The organism is Leisingera sp. M527 (assembly GCF_025141525.1).
In the GTDB taxonomy this organism is placed as follows: Bacteria; Pseudomonadota; Alphaproteobacteria; order Rhodobacterales; family Rhodobacteraceae; genus Leisingera.
Genome location: NZ_CP081037.1, coordinates 454784 through 472129 on the forward strand (window position 1 = coordinate 454784; position 17346 = coordinate 472129).

General features: G+C 63.8%; 20 protein-coding genes. 11 read left to right on the forward strand and 9 right to left on the reverse strand.

From position 1 onward, the window contains the following. Positions 1 to 207: 207 nt before the first annotated feature. The 3 genes from K3555_RS02340 to K3555_RS02350 are packed head-to-tail and all read left to right on the forward strand — an operon-like array spanning position 208 to position 2422. Positions 208 to 912 carry an ABC transporter permease gene (locus K3555_RS02340; protein WP_259989705.1) on the forward strand — a complete coding sequence of 235 codons (705 nt, stop codon included), beginning with the start codon at positions 208 to 210 and terminating at the stop codon, positions 910 to 912. Next, a complete protein-coding gene (locus K3555_RS02345) occupies positions 912 to 1622 on the forward strand; it encodes an ATP-binding cassette domain-containing protein (RefSeq protein ID WP_260007237.1) in 711 nt (236 codons plus the stop codon). The genes K3555_RS02340 and K3555_RS02345 overlap by 1 nt, the downstream gene beginning before the upstream one ends. Next, positions 1619 to 2422: a substrate-binding domain-containing protein gene (locus K3555_RS02350; protein WP_260007238.1), complete on the forward strand. Its 804-nt coding sequence runs from the start codon at positions 1619 to 1621 to the stop codon at positions 2420 to 2422. The genes K3555_RS02345 and K3555_RS02350 overlap by 4 nt, the downstream gene beginning before the upstream one ends. Before the next feature lie 258 nt (positions 2423 to 2680). Here the strand turns inward: K3555_RS02350 and phnF are convergent, their stop codons facing one another. Continuing rightward, positions 2681 to 3394, reverse strand: coding sequence for a phosphonate metabolism transcriptional regulator PhnF (gene phnF / locus K3555_RS02355; protein WP_260007239.1), 714 nt, complete (start codon positions 3392 to 3394; stop codon positions 2681 to 2683). 107 nt (positions 3395 to 3501) lie between these two features. Here phnF and phnG point away from each other — a divergent pair, with 107 nt between their 5' ends. The 7 genes from phnG (at position 3502) to phnN (ending at position 8681) form a co-directional block, all read left to right on the forward strand. Continuing rightward, a complete protein-coding gene (gene phnG, locus K3555_RS02360; protein ID WP_260007240.1) occupies positions 3502 to 3954 on the forward strand; it encodes a phosphonate C-P lyase system protein PhnG in 453 nt (150 codons plus the stop codon). Beyond that, positions 3954 to 4538: a phosphonate C-P lyase system protein PhnH gene (gene phnH / locus K3555_RS02365; protein ID WP_260007241.1), complete on the forward strand. Its 585-nt coding sequence runs from the start codon at positions 3954 to 3956 to the stop codon at positions 4536 to 4538. The genes phnG and phnH overlap by 1 nt, the downstream gene beginning before the upstream one ends. A 3-nt stretch (positions 4539 to 4541) precedes the next feature. Beyond that, the gene (locus K3555_RS02370; protein ID WP_260007242.1) at positions 4542 to 5642 is read left to right on the forward strand and encodes a carbon-phosphorus lyase complex subunit PhnI; all 1101 of its coding nucleotides are present in this window, start codon (positions 4542 to 4544) and stop codon (positions 5640 to 5642) included. A 133-nt stretch (positions 5643 to 5775) separates the two neighbouring features. Beyond that, positions 5776 to 6660: an alpha-D-ribose 1-methylphosphonate 5-phosphate C-P-lyase PhnJ gene (locus tag K3555_RS02375; protein WP_260007243.1), complete on the forward strand. Its 885-nt coding sequence runs from the start codon at positions 5776 to 5778 to the stop codon at positions 6658 to 6660. After that, complete coding sequence (gene phnK, locus K3555_RS02380; protein ID WP_260007244.1) at positions 6660 to 7430, forward strand: phosphonate C-P lyase system protein PhnK; 771 nt, start codon at positions 6660 to 6662, stop codon at positions 7428 to 7430. Before K3555_RS02375 ends, phnK begins: the two co-directional genes overlap by 1 nt. A gap of 10 nt (positions 7431 to 7440) precedes the next feature. Beyond that, the gene (phnL, locus tag K3555_RS02385; protein ID WP_260007245.1) at positions 7441 to 8124 is read left to right on the forward strand and encodes a phosphonate C-P lyase system protein PhnL; all 684 of its coding nucleotides are present in this window, start codon (positions 7441 to 7443) and stop codon (positions 8122 to 8124) included. Then, positions 8121 to 8681 carry a phosphonate metabolism protein/1,5-bisphosphokinase (PRPP-forming) PhnN gene (gene phnN / locus K3555_RS02390; protein WP_260007246.1) on the forward strand — a complete coding sequence of 187 codons (561 nt, stop codon included), beginning with the start codon at positions 8121 to 8123 and terminating at the stop codon, positions 8679 to 8681. The genes phnL and phnN overlap by 4 nt, the downstream gene beginning before the upstream one ends. Here the strand turns inward: phnN and K3555_RS02395 are convergent. Beyond that, the gene (locus K3555_RS02395) at positions 8663 to 9346 is read right to left on the reverse strand and encodes a DUF1045 domain-containing protein (protein WP_260007247.1); all 684 of its coding nucleotides are present in this window, start codon (positions 9344 to 9346) and stop codon (positions 8663 to 8665) included. The two genes, phnN and K3555_RS02395, sit on opposite strands and share 19 nt — an antisense overlap. A 50-nt stretch (positions 9347 to 9396) precedes the next feature. Between K3555_RS02395 and K3555_RS02400 the strand changes: the two genes are divergently transcribed. Then, positions 9397 to 10539, forward strand: a complete 1143-nt coding sequence (locus K3555_RS02400; protein ID WP_260007248.1) for an alpha-D-ribose 1-methylphosphonate 5-triphosphate diphosphatase — start codon at positions 9397 to 9399, stop codon at positions 10537 to 10539. A gap of 91 nt (positions 10540 to 10630) precedes the next feature. On the opposite strand, the gene K3555_RS02405 is transcribed toward K3555_RS02400, so the two are convergent. From K3555_RS02405 to K3555_RS02435, 7 genes are read right to left on the reverse strand one after another with little or no spacing between them, the layout of a single operon-like run. Beyond that, on the reverse strand, positions 10631 to 11110 hold the full coding sequence (locus K3555_RS02405) for a class I SAM-dependent methyltransferase (protein ID WP_260007249.1): 480 nt from the start codon (positions 11108 to 11110) through the stop codon (positions 10631 to 10633). Continuing rightward, the gene (locus tag K3555_RS02410; RefSeq protein WP_260007250.1) at positions 11111 to 11869 is read right to left on the reverse strand and encodes a polysaccharide deacetylase family protein; all 759 of its coding nucleotides are present in this window, start codon (positions 11867 to 11869) and stop codon (positions 11111 to 11113) included. It lies immediately after the preceding gene. Further along, positions 11866 to 13002, reverse strand: a complete 1137-nt coding sequence (locus K3555_RS02415) for a glycosyltransferase family protein (RefSeq protein WP_260007252.1) — start codon at positions 13000 to 13002, stop codon at positions 11866 to 11868. Before K3555_RS02415 ends, K3555_RS02410 begins: the two co-directional genes overlap by 4 nt. Beyond that, positions 12999 to 13586, reverse strand: a complete 588-nt coding sequence (locus K3555_RS02420) for a histidine phosphatase family protein (protein WP_260007253.1) — start codon at positions 13584 to 13586, stop codon at positions 12999 to 13001. The genes K3555_RS02415 and K3555_RS02420 overlap by 4 nt, the downstream gene beginning before the upstream one ends. Then, the gene (locus K3555_RS02425; protein WP_260007254.1) at positions 13583 to 14671 is read right to left on the reverse strand and encodes a glycosyltransferase family 4 protein; all 1089 of its coding nucleotides are present in this window, start codon (positions 14669 to 14671) and stop codon (positions 13583 to 13585) included. The genes K3555_RS02420 and K3555_RS02425 overlap by 4 nt, the downstream gene beginning before the upstream one ends. 6 nt (positions 14672 to 14677) lie before the next feature. After that, positions 14678 to 15922, reverse strand: coding sequence for a glycosyltransferase family 4 protein (locus K3555_RS02430; RefSeq protein WP_260007256.1), 1245 nt, complete (start codon positions 15920 to 15922; stop codon positions 14678 to 14680). Continuing rightward, positions 15919 to 17145: a glycosyltransferase family protein gene (locus K3555_RS02435; RefSeq protein WP_259989747.1), complete on the reverse strand. Its 1227-nt coding sequence runs from the start codon at positions 17143 to 17145 to the stop codon at positions 15919 to 15921. The genes K3555_RS02430 and K3555_RS02435 overlap by 4 nt, the downstream gene beginning before the upstream one ends. Positions 17146 to 17346: the final 201 nt, after the last annotated feature.

Here is a 17346-nt window from a genome sequence, read left to right on the forward strand (position 1 = left end):
AAGGCTTTTGCAGCCAAAAGCGGTGATTTGGCGCTAACAGGCGGCATCTTCGGGAAGCCGTTACTTCTCAGATGGGTATCGGGGGCAGAATTTTCCAGCCGGTTTGCCGTTTTTGGCTGTCCCGGCGTCCTCTCCTGTGATTTGGAGCCGCGCAAAGCCATGTTAGACCGGGCCGGCAGTTGGCCTTTGGGAGAGTGACCGGACGCGATGAATGATCTGTGGGCAGGACTGAGCCAGGCCTTTTGGCTGCTGGCGACGCTGGACGCGGATCTGGTGGAGATCACCCTGCGTTCGTTGCGGGTGACGCTGACCGCGCTTGCCATTGCTTGTGCCATTGCGCTGCCCTTGGCGGCTTTCCTGGCGGTGCGCCGGTTCCGGCTGCGACGGGCCACAATTGCGGTGCTGAATGCGCTGATGGGGCTGCCGCCGGTGGTGGTGGGTCTGGTGGTCTATGTGTTCCTGTCGCGGGCCGGGCCGTTTGGTGTCTTTGGCCTGCTGTTCACGCCCACGGCGATGATCATTGCGCAGGTGATCATCGTTGTTCCCTTGGTGGCCTCGGTTGCGCATCAGTCCTTGCGGGAACTGTGGAGCGATTACCACGATCTCTTGATCTCGATGAATGCAACCCAGCTGCAGCGTATTCAGGCGCTGCTGTGGGACGGGCGGCGGGCGCTGCTGACCGCGGCGCTGGCTGGGTTTGGCCGGGCGATTGGTGAGGTCGGCGCGATCATGGTGGTGGGCGGCAATATCGACCACGCAACGCGGGTGCTGACCACGGCGATTGCGCTGGAGACCGGCAAGGGCGAGTTTGCCATGGCGCTGGGGTTGGGCTTTGTGCTGATCGCGCTGGCGATTGCGGTCAACCTGGCGATCCACTGGCTGGGCCGGACGGAGAGCGAGGGGCGCTGGTGATGCAGATGTTTCCGCTGGTTGCCAAGGGCGCCATGGTGCGCCGCCGCAGCAAGATCTTGGTCGGGCCGGTGGATCTGACACTGGGCGGGCAGGGCACCTCGATTGTGATCGGCCCCAATGGGGCGGGCAAAACAACGCTGCTGAAGATGCTGCATGGCATTGTGCGGATGAACGGCGGCAGCCTGGACTGGGCCTGCCCGCTGGAAGAGGCGCAAAAGCACCAGGCATTTGTGTTCCAGACCCCGGTGATGATGCGGCGGTCGGTGATCGAGAACATCGCCTATCCGCTGCGGCTGACCGGCCTTGCCCGCAAAGAGGCGCGTGCGCGGGCGGCGGATTGGGCCTGCCGGGTGGGGCTGGGGGCAATCCTGGAGCGCCAAGCGACTATGCTGTCCGGCGGTGAGCGGCAGAAGCTGGCTCTTGCGCGCGCCCTGGTGGGCGAGCCGCAGGTCTTGTTCCTGGATGAGCCTTGCGCGGCGCTGGACGGCCGCGCCACCCGCGAGATTGAGGATATTCTGGCCCATGCATCGGAAAGCGGCACGCGGCTGGTGATGTCCACCCACAATATGGGCCAGGCCCGGCGGCTGGCGGATGAGGTGATCTTTGTCCTGCAGGGCCGCATTCATGAATTCAGCCCGGCGAAAGATTTCTTTGCCGGACCCGAAACCCCTCAGGGACGCGCATTTCTGAACGGAGATATTGTAGAATGAAACATCTGATTATTGCTGCCGTTGCCTCAATGGCAATGGCCACGGCAACGCTGGCGGAAGAGATGAAGATGGCGGTGACCACTTCTTTCCACAATTCCGGCCTGGCTGAGATCCTGCTGCCGGAGATCAAGAACGATCTTGGTCTGGACGTGCAGCTTTTGGTTGTTGGCACCGGCCAGGCACTTCGGCTGGGCGAAGCCGGTGACGTGGATGCAATTCTGGTGCATTCGAAGAGAGCCGAAGAGACGTTCCTGGCTGGCGGGTACGGCACCCACCGCCGCGAGATCATGTATAATGATTTTGTCATCATTGGTCCAAAGGCGGATCCGGCCGGCGTGTCCGGCGCAGCGGATGCTGCAAACGCGTTGCAGAAGATTGCCGGGGCAGAGACCGCCTTTGTCAGCCGCGGCGATGACAGCGGCACGCATAAGAAAGAGCTGAGCCTGTGGGCCTCGGCCGGCCTTGATCCTGTAGGTTTCGGCGACTGGTACCGCGCGGTTGGTGCGGGAATGGGGGCTGCTCTGAATACGGCATCGGGCATGGACGGTTACATCATGTCCGACCGGGCAAGCTGGCTCAACTTTGGCAACAAAGGCGGCTTGGCGCTGCTGTTTTCAGGCGATCCGGTGCTGTTCAACCAATACGCCTATATCCCGGTGAACCCGGAAAAACATGGTCACGTGAAGAACAGCCTGGCGGTGCAATTGGAGGCTTGGCTGGTTTCGCAAAAGGCGCAAGAGCTGATCAATGACTATCAGATCAATGGCGAGACGCTGTTTGTGTTCAACGCCAAACAGTAGCGATTTTTGATCTGCCCGCTGAGCCTCTGCTGTCTGAGGGGGCTGTTCCATTGCGGTGGTGCTCCCGCCCATTCCGGGTATCAAAGATACCCTGCAAAGGTTGGGCGTGGCAGCCGCGCTGTGCGCGGCAGGGGGCGTTGCAATTGAACAAACCGCAGTCGCGGCTGAAGCGGTTGCGCACCGCGCGCCAGCGCGGTGCGCGGCCCAACTGAGAGGTGCATTTTCAAAATGCGCCGGAACAGGCGGGAGCCTCTTGCTTCAGGTCCCGCCGCCAACAGTCAGGGTGACCCGGTCGCCGGCAAACCAGGTGCGGCCAAACTCGACGGGGCGGTTCCCGGGATCTGTATTGATGCCGGTGGTGCGCAGGATCGGGCTGCCTTCGGCTATCTTCAGATGCAGGGCCTGGGTCGCGTTGGCGAGTTTGGCCGTGATCCGGGTTTCGGCGCGGGTGTAGTCCTCAACACCCTGTTCTTGCAATGCCGCGGTGACTGAGCGCAGGTTTTCCAGCGCGCCCAGCATTCCCGGAAACCGGTCCGCGGGAAAGATGCTTTGAAACAGGGCAATGGGCTGCCCGTCAGCAAGGGACAGCCCGTCATAGACATGCACCTGGGCGCCGGGATCCAGCTGCAGCGCATTGGCTTCACGGGGCGCCGCGGCGCGGGTTTCCAGCATCAGGATCTGTTTGGCGGGGCTGCGCCCCTCTCGCGTCAGGTTCTGATGAAAGCGCACCCGCTTGCCAATTGGATAATCCGTCGGCTTGGCCGCCACGAACACCCCGGCGCCGCGGCGCGGGTGCACCAGGCCCTGTTCCGCCATATCGGCCAGCGCCCGGCGCACAGTGTGGCGGTTCACCCCGAAACGGGCCGACAGCTGCGCCTCGGCGGGCAGCTTGCCGCCGGTCTCGTAGCGGCCTTGTGCGATGTCATCCGTCAGGGCAATGGCGATGGATTTCCAAACGGGGGTGCGGGCCATGTCATGGAACTTTCACAAGTCTTGGATTGCGCCTGCGGGGGCGACTCAGGTATCATTTGTCTAGTTGTATAGTTTATATAGACAACCTGGCCAAGAGGCTTAGACAAATGAACACGAATTTTTCCGTAGAAGACCGCAAGGGCTGGATGAGCTTGCTGGCCTCTGCTGACGAGGGCCGGCTCGCTGAGCTGTGGCAAGAATACGGGGCTGATCCGGCTTGCAACTGGCTGCGCGCGCCAGAGGCGGGCGGCGTTATGGTCCGGGGCCGCATGGGCGGGTCCGGCGCCCCCTTTAACCTGGGTGAGATGACCGTCACCCGCTGTGCGCTGTCATTGGAGGACGGAACGGTTGGTCACGGCTATGTGCAGGGCCGCAGCAAAGCAAAGGCCGGAATGGCCGCCAAGATTGATGCGTTGATGCAGACCGGCGCGGCGGCGGGCCTGCGTTCCGCAGTGCTGGAACCGCTGGCCGCCGAACGCAAGGCCCGCAAGACGGCCCGGGCTGCCAAGGCTGCGGCAACCAAGGTTGAGTTTTTCACAATGGTGCGGGGAGAGGACTGATGCCTCAGCAGCCTCAGAACACGGCCTATGCCGGCGCTTTCAGCAATCCGCCGGTGGTTTCGGCCCAAGCGTTTCGCGCAGCGATGAATGCGATGGCACGTCCCGGCCGGATCGAAGAGATCACCGGCGCCACCCCGCCGCACGGGGTCTCGGTTGCCGCAGGCAGCCTGCTGCTGACCCTGTGCGACCCGGAAACCGGTGTCTATCTGGCCCCGGACGTGGACAGCGAAGCCTTGCGCGGTTGGCTGGCATTTCACACTGGCGCGCCTATCGTGGCGGCGGAACAGGCGGATTTTGCCCTTGGCAGCTGGGCATCGCTGATGCCGCTTGACCGCTTCCGCATTGGGACGCCGGAGTATCCGGATCGCTCTGCCACCCTGATTGCGGAAGTGCCGGGGTTCGACGCGCCCAATGCCGTCCTGTCCGGGCCCGGCATCAAGGATACCGCAAAGATGGCGCTGCCAGGCTTGGCGGCCTTTCAGGACAACGCGATGCTTTACCCGCTGGGTGTGGACTTCTTTTTTACCTGCGGGACACAGGTGGCTGCGCTGCCCCGGTCCACCCAGATCAGCGCGGAGGCCTGAACGATGTATGTTGCAGTAAAAGGCGGCGAGCGGGCGATTGACAACGCCCACGCCTGGCTTGCCGAGGAGCGCCGCGGTGATAGGGATGTGGCGGAGCTGTCCCTTGACCAGATCCGCGAACAGCTCAGTCTGGCGGTGAACCGGGTGATGGCGGAAGGGTCCCTGTACGATCCGGATCTGGCGGCACTGGCGATCAAGCAATCGCGCGGCGACCTGATCGAGGCGATCTTTTTGATCCGCGCCTACCGCACCACCTTGCCGCGGTTTGGTTATACGCTGCCGGTGGAAACCGGCGGGATGGCCTGCGACCGCCGGATTTCCGCGACTTTCAAAGATGCACCGGGGGGGCAGGTGCTGGGGCCGACGTTCGACTACACCCATCGCCTGCTGGATTTCAAACTGGCCGCAGATGGTGAGGTGCCCGAAGCACCGGTTGCAGAGCCGCGCAAGGAAGCGACACCGCATATCAGCGAGTTTCTGCAAGGTGAGGACATTATTGAACGCGAGCCGGTCTCGGATTCGGTGCCGGGCGACCTGACCCGCGAGCCGATGTCCTTCCCGGCGAACAGGTCGGTGCGGTTGCAGTCGCTGACCCGCGGGGATGAAGGGTTCATCCTTGGGATGGCGTACTCCACCCAGCGCGGCTATGCGCGCAACCACGCTTTTGTCGGCGAGCTGCGGATCGGCACGGTGCCGGTGGAGATGAAGATCCCGGAGTTGGGCTTTGCCATAGAGATCGGCGAGGTGGAGCTGACCGAATGCGAGACGGTGAACCAGTTCAAGGGGTCCAAGACGGTGCCGCCGCAGTTCACCCGCGGCTATGGTCTGGTGTTCGGCCAGTCAGAGCGCAAATCCATCGCCATGGCGCTGGTTGACCGCGCGCTGCGCTGGGAGGAACTGGGGGAGGACAACCTGGGCGCCGCCGCGCAGGATGAGGAATTTGTCCTGAGCCATGCCGACAACATTCAGGCCACCGGTTTTCTGGAGCACATCAAGCTGCCGCACTACGTGGATTTCCAGTCCGAGCTGGAGCTGGTGCGCAAGCTGCGCCGCGAGGCTGCTGAGCTGGCTGAGACGCTGACGGAACGGGAGGCCGCGGAATGACTTACCTACTGTCCTTTCCGGCGCTGCGGCGCCCAAGAAAATATGCGACCCCGAGAAACGCCAGACCAATGGCCAGGCCAGAACAAAAACTCACAGGATCCATGGATACCTCCGTGTGCCGGGAGAGTGGAAAATGACTTCAAATCAACGGCTGGCGGAAGCTGGCGACTACAACTTTGCATATCTTGACGAACAGACCAAGCGGATGATCCGCCGGGCGATCCTCAAAGGGCTGGCGGTACCGGGGTACCAGGTGCCTTTTGCCAGCCGCGAAATGCCGATGCCTTATGGCTGGGGCACCGGCGGCGTGCAGGTCTCGGCGGCCACGCTGACGCCGGACGACACGCTGAAAGTGATCGACCAAGGGGCCGACGACACCACCAACGCAGTCTCGATCCGCAAATTCTTTGAAAAGACGGCCGGTGTTGAGACCACCGAGGAGACGGAGAAGGCTAGCATCATCCAGACCCGCCACCGGATTCCGGAGGCGGAACTGACCGAGGATCAGATCCTAGTCTATCAGGTGCCGATCCCGGAGCCGCTGCGGTTTCTGGAGCCGCGCGAGACCGAGACCCGCAAAATGCATGCCTTGCAGGAATACGGGCTGATGCATGTGAAACTGTATGAGGACATTTCCCAGCACGGTGCCATTGCCACTGCCTATGCCTATCCGGTCAAGGTGGAAGGGCGCTATGTGATGGATCCCTCGCCGATCCCGAAGTTCGACAATCCCAAGATGGAAATGGCTGCGATCCAGCTGTTCGGCGCAGGCCGGGAGCAGCGCATTTACGCGGTGCCGCCGTACACCAAGGTCGTGAGCTTGGATTTTGAGGACTATCCGTTTGAAGCCAGCAAGGCCGATCACGCTTGCGACCTTTGCGCCGCGGAGGACAGCTATCTGGACGAGGTGATCCTGGATGACGCGGGCAACCGGATGTTTGTTTGTTCCGACACTGATTACTGCAGCTCGCGGCGCGGCGCAGGCCATACCGGCCGCCTGAGTGAGGAGGCAGCGTGATGACACCTTTGCTGCAAGTGAAGAACATCGCCAAGATGTATGGCGCACGGATCGGCTGCACGGATGTGAGCTTTGATCTTTATCCCGGCGAAGTGATGGGGATTGTGGGCGAAAGCGGCTCGGGTAAATCGACCCTGCTGAACAGCCTGGCGGGTCATCTGGTACCGGACCGGGGCGAAGTGATCTTTGACACCCGCAGCGATGGTCCGGTGGATACCGTCACCATGTCCGAGCCGGAACGCCGGATGCTCAGCCGCACCGATTGGGCCTTTGTGCATCAGCACGCCCGCGACGGGCTGCGCATGTCTGTCAGCGCGGGCGGTAACATCGGCGAACGGCTGATGGCAGTCGGGGACCGCCATTATGGCGCGATCCGGGAACGCGCCGCCGATTGGCTGGGCCGGGTGGAGATTTCTGAAAGCCGCATTGATGACCGCCCGTCAGCCTTTTCCGGTGGCATGCAGCAGCGGCTGCAGATTGCCCGCAATCTGGTGACGGGTCCGCGGCTGGTGTTCATGGATGAACCGACCGGCGGTCTTGATGTTTCGGTCCAGGCGCGATTGCTGGATTTGTTGCGGGGGCTGGTGCGGGAAATGGGGCTGAGCGCCATCATCGTCACCCACGATCTAGCCGTTGTGCGCCTTTTGGCGGACCGGCTGATGGTGATGAAGGACGGCCATGTGGTTGAAACCGGGTTGACCGATCAGGTGCTGGATGATCCCCAGCATGGCTATACCCAGCTGCTGGTCTCCAGCGTGCTGCAAGTCTGAGGGCAGGGTGATGATTGAACTGAATAATGTGAGCAAGAGCTTCACCCTGCACAATCAGGGCAGCGCAGTGATTCCGGTGATGGAAAACGCCACGCTGTGTGTAAAGCCGGGTGAATGCGTTGGCCTGACTGGGGCCTCGGGGGCCGGGAAGTCCACCCTGATGCGGGTGATCTATGGCAACTATCTGGCAGCGTCCGGCAGTGTGATGGTCGGCGGGGTGGATGTTGCCAAAGCCGCGCCGCGTGAGATCCTGGCGTTGCGCCGCGAGACCCTGGGATATGTCAGCCAGTTCCTGCGTGTGGTGCCGCGGGTCCCGGCGCTGGATGTAGTGGCTGAGCCGCTGCTTGCGGTTGGTACGCCACTGGAACAGGCGCGTGATACGGCGGCCTCGCTGCTGGCGCAGCTGAACATTCCGGAACGGCTGTGGAGCCTTAGCCCGACCACATTTTCGGGCGGGGAGCAGCAGCGGGTGAATATCGCCCGCGGCTTTGCCTACGGCTATCCGGCGCTGCTGCTGGATGAGCCGACCGCGAGCCTTGATGCCAGGAACCGCGCCACCGTGCTGGACCTGATTGACCGGGCCAAGGCGCGGGGCGCGGCGATCATCGGTATCTTCCATGATGAGGCGGCGCGTGCGCAGGTCTGCGACCGGTTTGCGGATGTCTCGAAATTTGCTCCGCAGGCCGCGGCATGAACGGGGCAGCTGGCAAGGGACCGGTTATTGCCGTGGTCGGCCCTTCTGGTGCCGGCAAGGACAGCCTGATGTCGGCGTTGGCGGTATCCGGCCCGCAGCTGCGGCTGATGCGCCGGGTTATCACCCGCGCGCCAGAGGCGGGCGGAGAGGATTACCAGGCGGTGACGGAACCTGAGTTTTCGGCGTTGGCAGAAAATGGGGTCTTTGCCCTGCACTGGCAGGCACACGGGCTGCACTATGGCATTCCACGCGACATTGAAATGCTGCGGGAGGGATCGGGGGGCGTACTGGTGAACCTTTCGCGTGCCGTGCTGCTGGAGGCGCAGGAGGTGTTCGGGGATTTCATCGTGTTGTCAGTGACCGCTGCGCCTGAGGTTTTGGCAGAGCGTCTGCTGGCACGAGGGCGGGAAGATGCGCAAGAGGTACGGCGCCGTCTGACGCGCGCTGCCAACCCGCTTCCCGACGAGCTGGCCCGTGTGCATGAGATTGACAACAGCGGTGCGCTGAGCGTGGCGGTGCAGGCCGCGCTGGCCGCCATTCAGCCGGAAAGGGGGTAGCGATGGATCAGGTGGAACCGGCCATCCGGCGCCTCGCCCACCAGCGTCAGATCCCGGATCACGAAGGGGGCTGGCAGCAGCGGGAGGAGATGCGTGCCGAGCGCGTCTTGCACCGCAGGCAGCTGCGGTTTGGGCAGTTTGCCGGTCAAGGTGATATGAAAGCGGAACTGGTCCAGGACATAAGGGTAGCCCCAGCGGCTGAGGTTTGCGTCCTGCTCCGGGGGCAGCCCCGCGCCGCGGCGGCGTTCCAGCTCAGCTTGGGACGCAGGCGCGCGGAACGGGTCAAGCTCTGTCACGCAGGCGGCGGCCAGCGCCTTCAGCGCGGTTTCGTCCCCGGCAGGGCGCAGGGCCAGGAAACGGCCCAACCGGGCCAGCTGCAGACCGTCGAGCGTGACCGGTTTCTGCGTGGCAGCCAGCGCCGCGCAGGCGTCTTCAAGCGCCGATCGGGTCTGCCCCCCGGCGAGACGCATCGGAGGCTTCAGGGTGGCGTGCAGCCCGTATTTGCGCGGCACATCGGTGATTGCCGCCACATCCAGCCCGTGAACCTGCGGGTGGGACAGATCCAGACCCGCTTCCATGTCCCAGCCCAGCCAGCCGGCGGCAAAGCGGCTCCATGCTGCCTCGGCAGGCGGGGCGTAATAGATCGCGTATCGCGTGAATGTCACATTGGCCTCCTAAACGTGGCCTTCCATAGCTTGAAAGATGTGAAGTTCAGATGACAGAAGACTTGATCCTTGCCAATGCCACACTGGTGCTGCCGGGCGAGACCCGGACCGGCAGTGTTAAGATCGCGGGTGGTGAAATCACTGATATCGCAGATGGGGCTTCGGTTCCGGCAGGCGCAATTGATTGCGAGGGCGACTGTGTCTGCCCGGGGCTGGTGGAGCTGCACACCGATAATCTGGAACGCCACATCCAGCCACGGCCCAAGGTGGACTGGCCGCATGCCAACGCGATCATCGCCCATGATGCGGAACTGGCAGGCACAGGGATTACCACGGTGTTTGATGCCATGCGCGTGGGGTCGATCAGCCGCAGGGAAAGCCGCTATGGCGCCTATGCCAGGCAGCTGGCCTCCGAACTGCTGGAGTTGCGGGCTGCGAACGCGCTGAAGATCTCGCATTTTCTGCATCTGCGGGCCGAAATTTGCAGCGATACGCTGCTTGATGAACTGAATGCGTTTGGGGATGCGGACCGTGTAGGGCTGGTGTCGCTGATGGACCATACGCCGGGCCAGCGGCAGTTCCGCGATATTGCAAAGCTTGAGCAATACGTGAAGGGAAAGCATGGGTTTGATGATGCGGCTTTTCAGGCCCATGTCGCGCATCTGAAAGATCTGCGCGATACCTACGGCGACGTGCATGAAGCTGAGGCGGTGAAAGCCGCCAGGCGGTTCGGTGCGGTGCTGGCCAGTCATGACGACACCACAGCGGATCAAGTGGCTGTATCAGCCCGGCATGGCATCAGCCTGGCGGAATTTCCGACAACGATAGAGGCGGCACAGGCCTGTCATGGTCACGGGATCAAAGTGATGATGGGGGCGCCGAACCTGATCCGCGGCGGCTCGCATTCCGGCAATGTGGCAGCGCATGAGCTGGCGGAGCTGGAGCTGCTGGACATTCTTTCGTCAGACTATGTCCCTGCAGCCTTGCTGATGGCGGCAGTCCAGCTGGGCGAGCTGTGGGGTGACATGGCGCGCGGCCTGGGCACGGTAACCCATGCGCCGGCAGATGCTGTTGCGCTGGGTGATCGCGGGCGGCTGGAAACCGGCAAGCGAGCCGATCTGATCCGGTTCCGGCTGAAAGCTGGCGCGCCTGTACTGCGCGGTGTCTGGTCGCGCGGGGAGCGTGTGGCCTGAGCGGCCCAAAAGCCGGCAGCGGGAGGAGCGCCCGCCCTCTTGGGGCGGGGGCGTGCGCTGCCCGGCCTTCCGGGCCGGGCGGTGACCGGGATCAGCCGGCCCGGTAGAACATATAGCGCCCAGGCTGGATGCCGTCCGGGCCGTCCAGTTCTTCAAAACCAACCAGCGGCTGGCCGGAGACGATGATGCCGCCAGGGACCATGACCTGCGCAATGACGGGTGAGAGGGCGGCGGCTTCGGCGACATCCTTTTCCTTGATCCCGAAGCCGAAGTCATAATGCGCCAAGGCGATCTTGCGCCCCTCGGCTGCCAGCCGTTCCAGCATTGGTTTTGCCTCGCCTTGCAGGAAATCCTGCTCCGGCGGCACGCAGGAGGGATGGCATTGCAGCAACCGGTCAATGACCCAGATCCGCCGGCTGGGCAGCGTTTCACGCAGGTGATCATAGGTGCGGCCGTTGCCAAGCCCCATGTCCAGCACATCGCCGCCCAGCGGGGTGACTTGATCTGCGGCCCAGTTCAGCCCGTCGCGCTGGGCGGTGAGGCGGCGTAGCATGGAATCAAGACGGCTCATTCAGGACATCCTTTCGTCATAGATCCAGGCCTCTGCCGGTCCATCCAGCAGGCGGCGTGCAAGAGCGGCGGTAAAATCCCAGACCGCCTCGTCATGCACCAGGTGGTGGGTAAGCAGGCCGTAAGGTTCTGCATTGTCGGCATCCCCCTGTCGGCGATCGCGGAGCTGGCCTGTTACCTGTGCAATCAGCTGCTCCGGTGGCAGCAAGCTGCGGGTGCCTTTCCAGTCGATGGGATCCAGGTGGGTGTTCACCCGCAGCAGGCCGGAGGCGGGTTTGGCGCTTTTGCGTGGTGTAAAAGTGGAAACTGCCGTGAAACCGGTACCCGCCAGCCATGTCAGTATTTCCGGAGAGATCCGGTTCCAGGGGGGCACGAACATAGGGCGCAGGCTGGTGCCGAATATCCCTTGCAGAGAGATCAGGCCGCGCTCGGCATCGTCCAGCAGTTCCTCCAGCGGGCGGTGGGCACCGAACTCGGCTTTCTTCTCGCCGGCGGGTGCGTGGTTCTGATGCGCCCAGCCATGCACCACCGGGATCAGTTGCGGATGATCTGCAACGAAACGGCCAAGGTCCGGGGTGACGCCATGCGGGATAACCGCGAGATGCACCGGCAGGTCCAGGTCCGCAGACAGTGCTGCCAAACGCTCCAGCTCGGTTGAATGGGACATCGCGTCATCATCCCGCCACCACAAAGGCAGAGTCAATCCTGCCGTCTGCCAGTGCTCCAGTTCCCGGTTCAGCCCGCTCCAATCCGGTGTCATTCGCGCCCTCCCGCAAGTTCTGCGGCAATCTCCACACTCCGGGCGGCGCCGTCAAACCTGAAACCGCCTGCAACCCGCGGCGGTGCGTGCAATACCGCCTTGACCGCAGCGCATAGCGTCCTGGCTGAGAGATCTGCGGTTTTGACCACTTGGACGCCGTTCAGGGGCGCAAGGCTGGCAGCGCGCAGGCCTTGCTCGGTTTCATTCCCGGCATCAAATGGGATTAGCACCGCAGGCGTACCGGCTTGCAGCAGGTCCAGAGCAGTGTTGTAGCCGCACATGCTGACCGAGGCCGCGGCATGGGAGAGCATTTGGCGGAAATCCTTGCGCGCTGGTTCCAGCAGGGCGGGGGAGCCTGCCTTGGCAAAATCCGCGATGCGCGCTGCAGCGTCTGATCCGCCAACCAGCAGCCGCCAATGCGTGTCCGGCATCAGCTTTGCCGCGTCAAGTGCTGCCTGGTATAGCGGCGTGCCCACGCTGCCGCCGCCAGCACTGACCAGCACCTCGCCTGATCCTGCCTGTGACGGATGCGGGCCGGCAGCAGGAGGGGCAACGTAACCGGTATAACGCAGCTTGCCCGCAAGCATGCGGCTGACCGGCCAGCTGGCCTCGAGCTTTGTTGCTGCGGGGTCGGAGTGGATCAGCACCGCATCATAAAATTGGGCGATCACGGCATCGGCTTTGTCCGCTTTTTCGGGTTTGGAGGGCGGGGCGAGAATGTCACGAATTGAGGACAGGATCGCCGGCCGCCGGGGCAACGCATGTGCGGCATCAAGCAGCGCCAGGAACTCCTTGCGCAGCGAGCGGCGGCCAAAGGGGTAAAGTTCGGTAATCAGCACATCGGGCTGCATGTCGTTCAGAGCGGCACAAAGAACATCTTGGCGCCGGAGCAGATAGGCCGCATCCGCCAGCCTTCCGTCCTCTGACAGCAGACGGGTGAAATCCACTCCATCGGAACGCAGCGGTGGCAGCTGGATCAGCCCGATCCCGTCCGTGTCCAGCTGCGGGGCAGGGAAGCCACCGGAAACCACCTGAACCTGATGGCTGGCAGCGGTGAAAGCGCGGGCCAATGTCAGTGCACGGGCCAGATGGCCGGTGCCAAGCAAATGGGTGACGGCGATCAGAACCTTCATGGCGCGGCCTTGCGGATCAGCCGGACCGGTTCGGGCCAAGGCATAAGGGCGGCGCCGCTGATTTCCACCACAAACAGCCGGTTGCGTTTGATGCGGAAGGGGGCAGGGCCATTGAAGTCCCAACCATGTGCACGTGCCAGGATCATCCGCATGATGCCGATATGGCAGACCGCCACTGTATCCCGCGTCAGACTGCGCAGCCAGGGTTCAATACGGGTCCAGACCTCGGCAGGGGTTTCACCACCGGGCGGGCGGTAGTGCCAGCCCCAGTTCTCGATATCGCGGAAACCGCTGGCTGGGTCGGCCTTCAGGTCCTGCCCCTGCAGCCCCTCCCAGTTGCCCCAGTTCATTTCGGTCAGTTCATGTGCGGTGCTGGGTGCGCGGCCTGCAACAAGTTCTGCGGTTTCCGCTGCGCGCATCAGCGGGCTGGACCAGAGGTCGGCCTGCGGCCAGTCAGCGGGCAGGGCGTAGCCGCGCAGCTCTTCGCGGGCCTGATCATCCAGCGGGATGTCACTGCGGCCCTGGATGCGGCCGGCGCGGTTCCAGGCAGTGTGGCCATGACGCAAAAGGGCGAGGCGGATCATACGCGGGTCTCCATCAGCGGCAGAACGGTTGCCCAGAACTGCCGGGCGGCGGCGGGGGCAAGGTGGCGGGAAGAAATGAGGTCACGTGCATCCTTGCCAGACTCAACGCGCAGTTCGGGGTTTGCAAGCAAGACCGCGGTAAAACCTGCAAGAGCCTCGGCCCCCTGATCCGGAGCGGGATAGCCAGCGGGCAGCAGCACATCCCGCACGCCGGGCCGGTCCTGGGCTGCGATGGGCAGACCATGGGCCTGGGCTTCCAGGTAAACCATGCCAAAAGCTTCGTTCACGCCCGGCCAAAGGAACAGGCTGGCGTTGCCATAGGCGGCTGCCAGCTCCTCGCGGGAAAGCTGGCCGAGGAAGCGCACTTTGTGTCCGTAAGGGGCCATCAGTGCTTCGACCTCGCTGCGGGCGGGGCCGTCGCCGGCAATGTCCAGCCGCCAATCGCCAGGCAGATGAGACAGCATTTCCGAGATGATTTGGTAAGAGGCCAGCTTGTCACCCTGACGCATCATGCCTGCGGTCAGCATCGGGCCGTCCAGCGACGAGGCTTCGGGCAGCTGATCCAGCGGCAGGAAGGGGGGCAGATGGGCCACAGCCTGTGCGCCGCAGCGGTCGCGGTTCAATGCAAAATGGTCCTGCTCGGTGAAGTAGAAGATCGCCGCGGCAGCGTCGGCAGCGGCGTGAGCAGCTATGGCAAATCCGGCCCATCGCCCGGTCAGGCGTTTCTTGGCGCGGGTGGATTCGATTTGCACATAAGGAATGCCGCTGGCGCGGGCGACGGCAGGGCCGATCAGATCTGGCGCCTTGTAATAGTTGTGATAGCTGACCCAGAGGTCCGCGGCGGGCATGCAACGGATCAGTCTTTCAGCCTCGGCCTCGGCCTGATTGCGCAGGCTTGCCTGCAGCGCCGCGTCGCCGGTCTTGTCATAGATCCGCAAGTCTGAAACCAGCTGCACCGCCGCACCGCTGGCGGTGAGCAGCTCCATCAGGTTGCGGGCAATCTCGCGGTCGCCGGAGGGCACCGGGTGATGCGGCGGCTTCATCGGTGCGTAGAAGGCAACCCGCTTTCCGGCTCCCGGCTGCATGGCCGGTCAGCTTCCTTGCAGCATGGCATGCAGCCGCCTGGACAGCTGGGCGATGCCGGGATCCATGCCGAAATCAGTGCGCAGGCGGGTAAGTGCTGCGCCGGCCATTTCTGTCAGCCGTTGCGGGTGCCGGGCAGCATACAGCAGGGTTTCGGCCAGCGCCTCGGGGCGGTCCTCGCTCAGCAGACCATGGGTTCCATGAGTGATGAACTCGGGGATCGCAGAAACCGGCGTCGACAGGATTGGCAGGGATTGCGAGGCGGCCTCCATCAGCACATTGGGCAGCCCGTCGCGGTCGCCGTCCGCAGCCACCCGGCTGGGGAGCACAAACAGATCCGAGCGGCGCATCGCCTCAATCACCTCGGGCTGGTCGCAGGCGCCGCGCCAGGTGATGCGGCTGGCAATGCCCGCATCCTCAGCCATGCCCTGCAGCAATTCGCCCAATCCGCCACCGCCGATATGGGTCCAGTGCCAATCAAGCCCCGCAGGCAGCAGAGCCATGGCGGCGATCAGCCGGTCAAAGCCTTTTTTCTCGACCAGACGCCCCACTGACATGAACTGGATCGGATCCTGCGGCTGGCGCAGACCGCGTTCAGGGGGGGCGGGGAACCGCGACAAATCCAGCCCGTGGTAAATCAGATCAACCCTGTCGGGCGTATCGGCCATCTGTTGCAAGTGTTTGGCGCCAAAGCCGGTGCAGGTGGCGCCGAAGGCCGCGCCGTGGTGGGCGGCGGAGAGCTTTTCCTTAAGCTCCCAATCGGGCGAGGTCCAAATGTCCTTGGCGTGGGCTGAAAAGCTCCACGGCAGCCCGCGCATGATCGCGGCATAACGCGCAACGGAGGACGGCGTGTGCAGGAAGTGGGCGTAAAGCCCCAGCACTTCCGCGGGCATTTCCGCGGCCAGCACACAGGCCTGGCCAAAGCGGCGGATGCGGTTGGGTGTCAGATCACGGCGCAGATCGGCGCGCCAGATGCGGTAGGCCTCAGCATAGCCGGGCAGGTGTTGCGCCATCGTGCGTGCGCGCCAGACCCGCTCCGGCTCATCATGGAGGTATTCGGGAAGGTAGTTCACGTGCGCCTGCAACTGCGCATGCAGCGGGTGCCGCTTGATGTCGGTGGGGTGGCGCAGCGACCAGATCTCAAACGCGTGGCCGGCGGCCTCCAGGGCAACCAGTTCCTGTGCAATGAAGGTTTCGGACAGCCGCGGCCAGCCCTTGACCACCACCGCAAGGGGCGGACGGGCAAGGGTCATTCAGCGGCCTCTTTCCGGGTGTCCTGCAGCAGCGCGGCAACCCGGCCGGTCACGTAGTCGAGCCCGTCCAGCAGCCCCTCAGACCCGGCGGCAGAGGGCGGCGGCTGGGTGGCCAGCGCGCGGATCGCCTTGGCCAGGGATGGGGGTGTCCAGCCGTCACGGGTTTCGTCCAGCATGGTGGTAAGGCCGATTTCCTCGGCCCGGCTGGCGCGGATCCATTGCTCCAGCCGCGGCGTGGTGCGGGGCACGATCACGGCGGGTTTGTCAAAGGACAAGACCTCGCAGAAGGTATTATAGCCGCCCATGCAGACCACCCCTTGGGCGCCGGCAAACAGGGTTTCGATCTGTGATTCAAAGCCAACAGCGGTAACCCTGCCATTCAACCGGGCGACACGCTCCTCGAAATCCTCGCGGGTTTCCCCGGACAGGAAAGGGCCATAGACAAGCACGGCGCGCGGGGAAAGCTCCGCGTCGGCTTCATAGGCCGACAGCACCAGGTCCACCATCATCTCGCCATCGCCGCCGCCGCCAGGGGTGACCAGCAGATAGGGCTGTTCGGGCGGTTCCCCCACCTGGCCAAGATCGCGGCGCAGGTAGCCGGTCCAATGCATCCGGGCCTGCATCTGCGGGGTGAAGGGCAGCCCCGCCGTCGGATCGTACACGGACCGCGGCCCGTAGACCCAAATCTCATCATAGAAATCGCGAGTGGCCTCAACCGCGTGCTTGCGTTCCCATTCGGCGGCCAGCACCTCGGGCTCGTCCAGCACATCGCGCAGGCCCAGCACCATCTTGCAGCGGCCCCGCGATTTCAGCAGGTCCAACGCCGGCATCAGCTCACCGCGAAAGCCGGTGGGTTCCTTGTCGGCCACCAGCACATCAGGGTCGTATTGCTCCACTGTGGAGCGGATCAGCGCAGCGCGCAGATCAGCAGTTTCTTCGATGCTCATGCCCATGGTGCGCGAGGCATAAGAGCCGTCGGTACGCTTGATCACACCCGGCAGGCGGACATGATCGACCCGGGTCGGGAAGGAAAACCGCCCCGCAACCGGTGAACCCGTCAGGATCAGCGCCGAGGCGTCGGGGTTGGCAGAGGTGAGCGCACCTGCCAGCGCACGTGAACGGCGCAGATGCCCCAGTCCGAAAGTGTCATGGCTGTAGAACATGATCCGCGGCCCGCGGGCGCCGGTGCCCGCCGCTGCCGGTGTGGTGCTTGCGGTCGTCATTGAATTGCCTGATCGGGTTGCCGGGCGGCGGATGGCTGAAATCCGGGACCGGCGGCGCAGGAACCAGGCCAGCCGGTTTTGCCGCTCGTCCCCGGGCGCGTGCTCGTGTGCTCCGCCATCTTCCGCCTCAGTTTGCGCGCCCCTGAAGCCGGTTGCGGCGGGGGCACGGTCAGTGTTTGCTTTTGCTGCCGCTCAAGCCCG

Coding starts and splice junctions, on each gene's coding strand:
- K3555_RS02405 (WP_260007249.1), bottom strand. CDS start 11,110: ATGAGCCGTCTTGATTCCATGCTACGCCGCCTCACCGCCCAGCGCGAC.
- phnL (WP_260007245.1), top strand. CDS start 7,441: ATGATTGAACTGAATAATGTGAGCAAGAGCTTCACCCTGCACAATCAG.
- phnG (WP_260007240.1), top strand. CDS start 3,502: ATGAACACGAATTTTTCCGTAGAAGACCGCAAGGGCTGGATGAGCTTG.
- K3555_RS02415 (WP_260007252.1), bottom strand. CDS start 13,002: ATGAAGGTTCTGATCGCCGTCACCCATTTGCTTGGCACCGGCCATCTG.
- phnK (WP_260007244.1), top strand. CDS start 6,660: ATGACACCTTTGCTGCAAGTGAAGAACATCGCCAAGATGTATGGCGCA.
- K3555_RS02435 (WP_259989747.1), bottom strand. CDS start 17,145: ATGACGACCGCAAGCACCACACCGGCAGCGGCGGGCACCGGCGCCCGC.
- K3555_RS02340 (WP_259989705.1), top strand. CDS start 208: ATGAATGATCTGTGGGCAGGACTGAGCCAGGCCTTTTGGCTGCTGGCG.
- K3555_RS02400 (WP_260007248.1), top strand. CDS start 9,397: ATGACAGAAGACTTGATCCTTGCCAATGCCACACTGGTGCTGCCGGGC.
- K3555_RS02420 (WP_260007253.1), bottom strand. CDS start 13,586: ATGATCCGCCTCGCCCTTTTGCGTCATGGCCACACTGCCTGGAACCGC.
- K3555_RS02410 (WP_260007250.1), bottom strand. CDS start 11,869: ATGACACCGGATTGGAGCGGGCTGAACCGGGAACTGGAGCACTGGCAG.
- K3555_RS02425 (WP_260007254.1), bottom strand. CDS start 14,671: ATGCAGCCGGGAGCCGGAAAGCGGGTTGCCTTCTACGCACCGATGAAG.
- phnN (WP_260007246.1), top strand. CDS start 8,121: ATGAACGGGGCAGCTGGCAAGGGACCGGTTATTGCCGTGGTCGGCCCT.
- K3555_RS02375 (WP_260007243.1), top strand. CDS start 5,776: ATGACTTCAAATCAACGGCTGGCGGAAGCTGGCGACTACAACTTTGCA.
- K3555_RS02350 (WP_260007238.1), top strand. CDS start 1,619: ATGAAACATCTGATTATTGCTGCCGTTGCCTCAATGGCAATGGCCACG.
- phnH (WP_260007241.1), top strand. CDS start 3,954: ATGCCTCAGCAGCCTCAGAACACGGCCTATGCCGGCGCTTTCAGCAAT.
- K3555_RS02430 (WP_260007256.1), bottom strand. CDS start 15,922: ATGACCCTTGCCCGTCCGCCCCTTGCGGTGGTGGTCAAGGGCTGGCCG.
- K3555_RS02345 (WP_260007237.1), top strand. CDS start 912: ATGCAGATGTTTCCGCTGGTTGCCAAGGGCGCCATGGTGCGCCGCCGC.
- K3555_RS02370 (WP_260007242.1), top strand. CDS start 4,542: ATGTATGTTGCAGTAAAAGGCGGCGAGCGGGCGATTGACAACGCCCAC.
- phnF (WP_260007239.1), bottom strand. CDS start 3,394: ATGGCCCGCACCCCCGTTTGGAAATCCATCGCCATTGCCCTGACGGAT.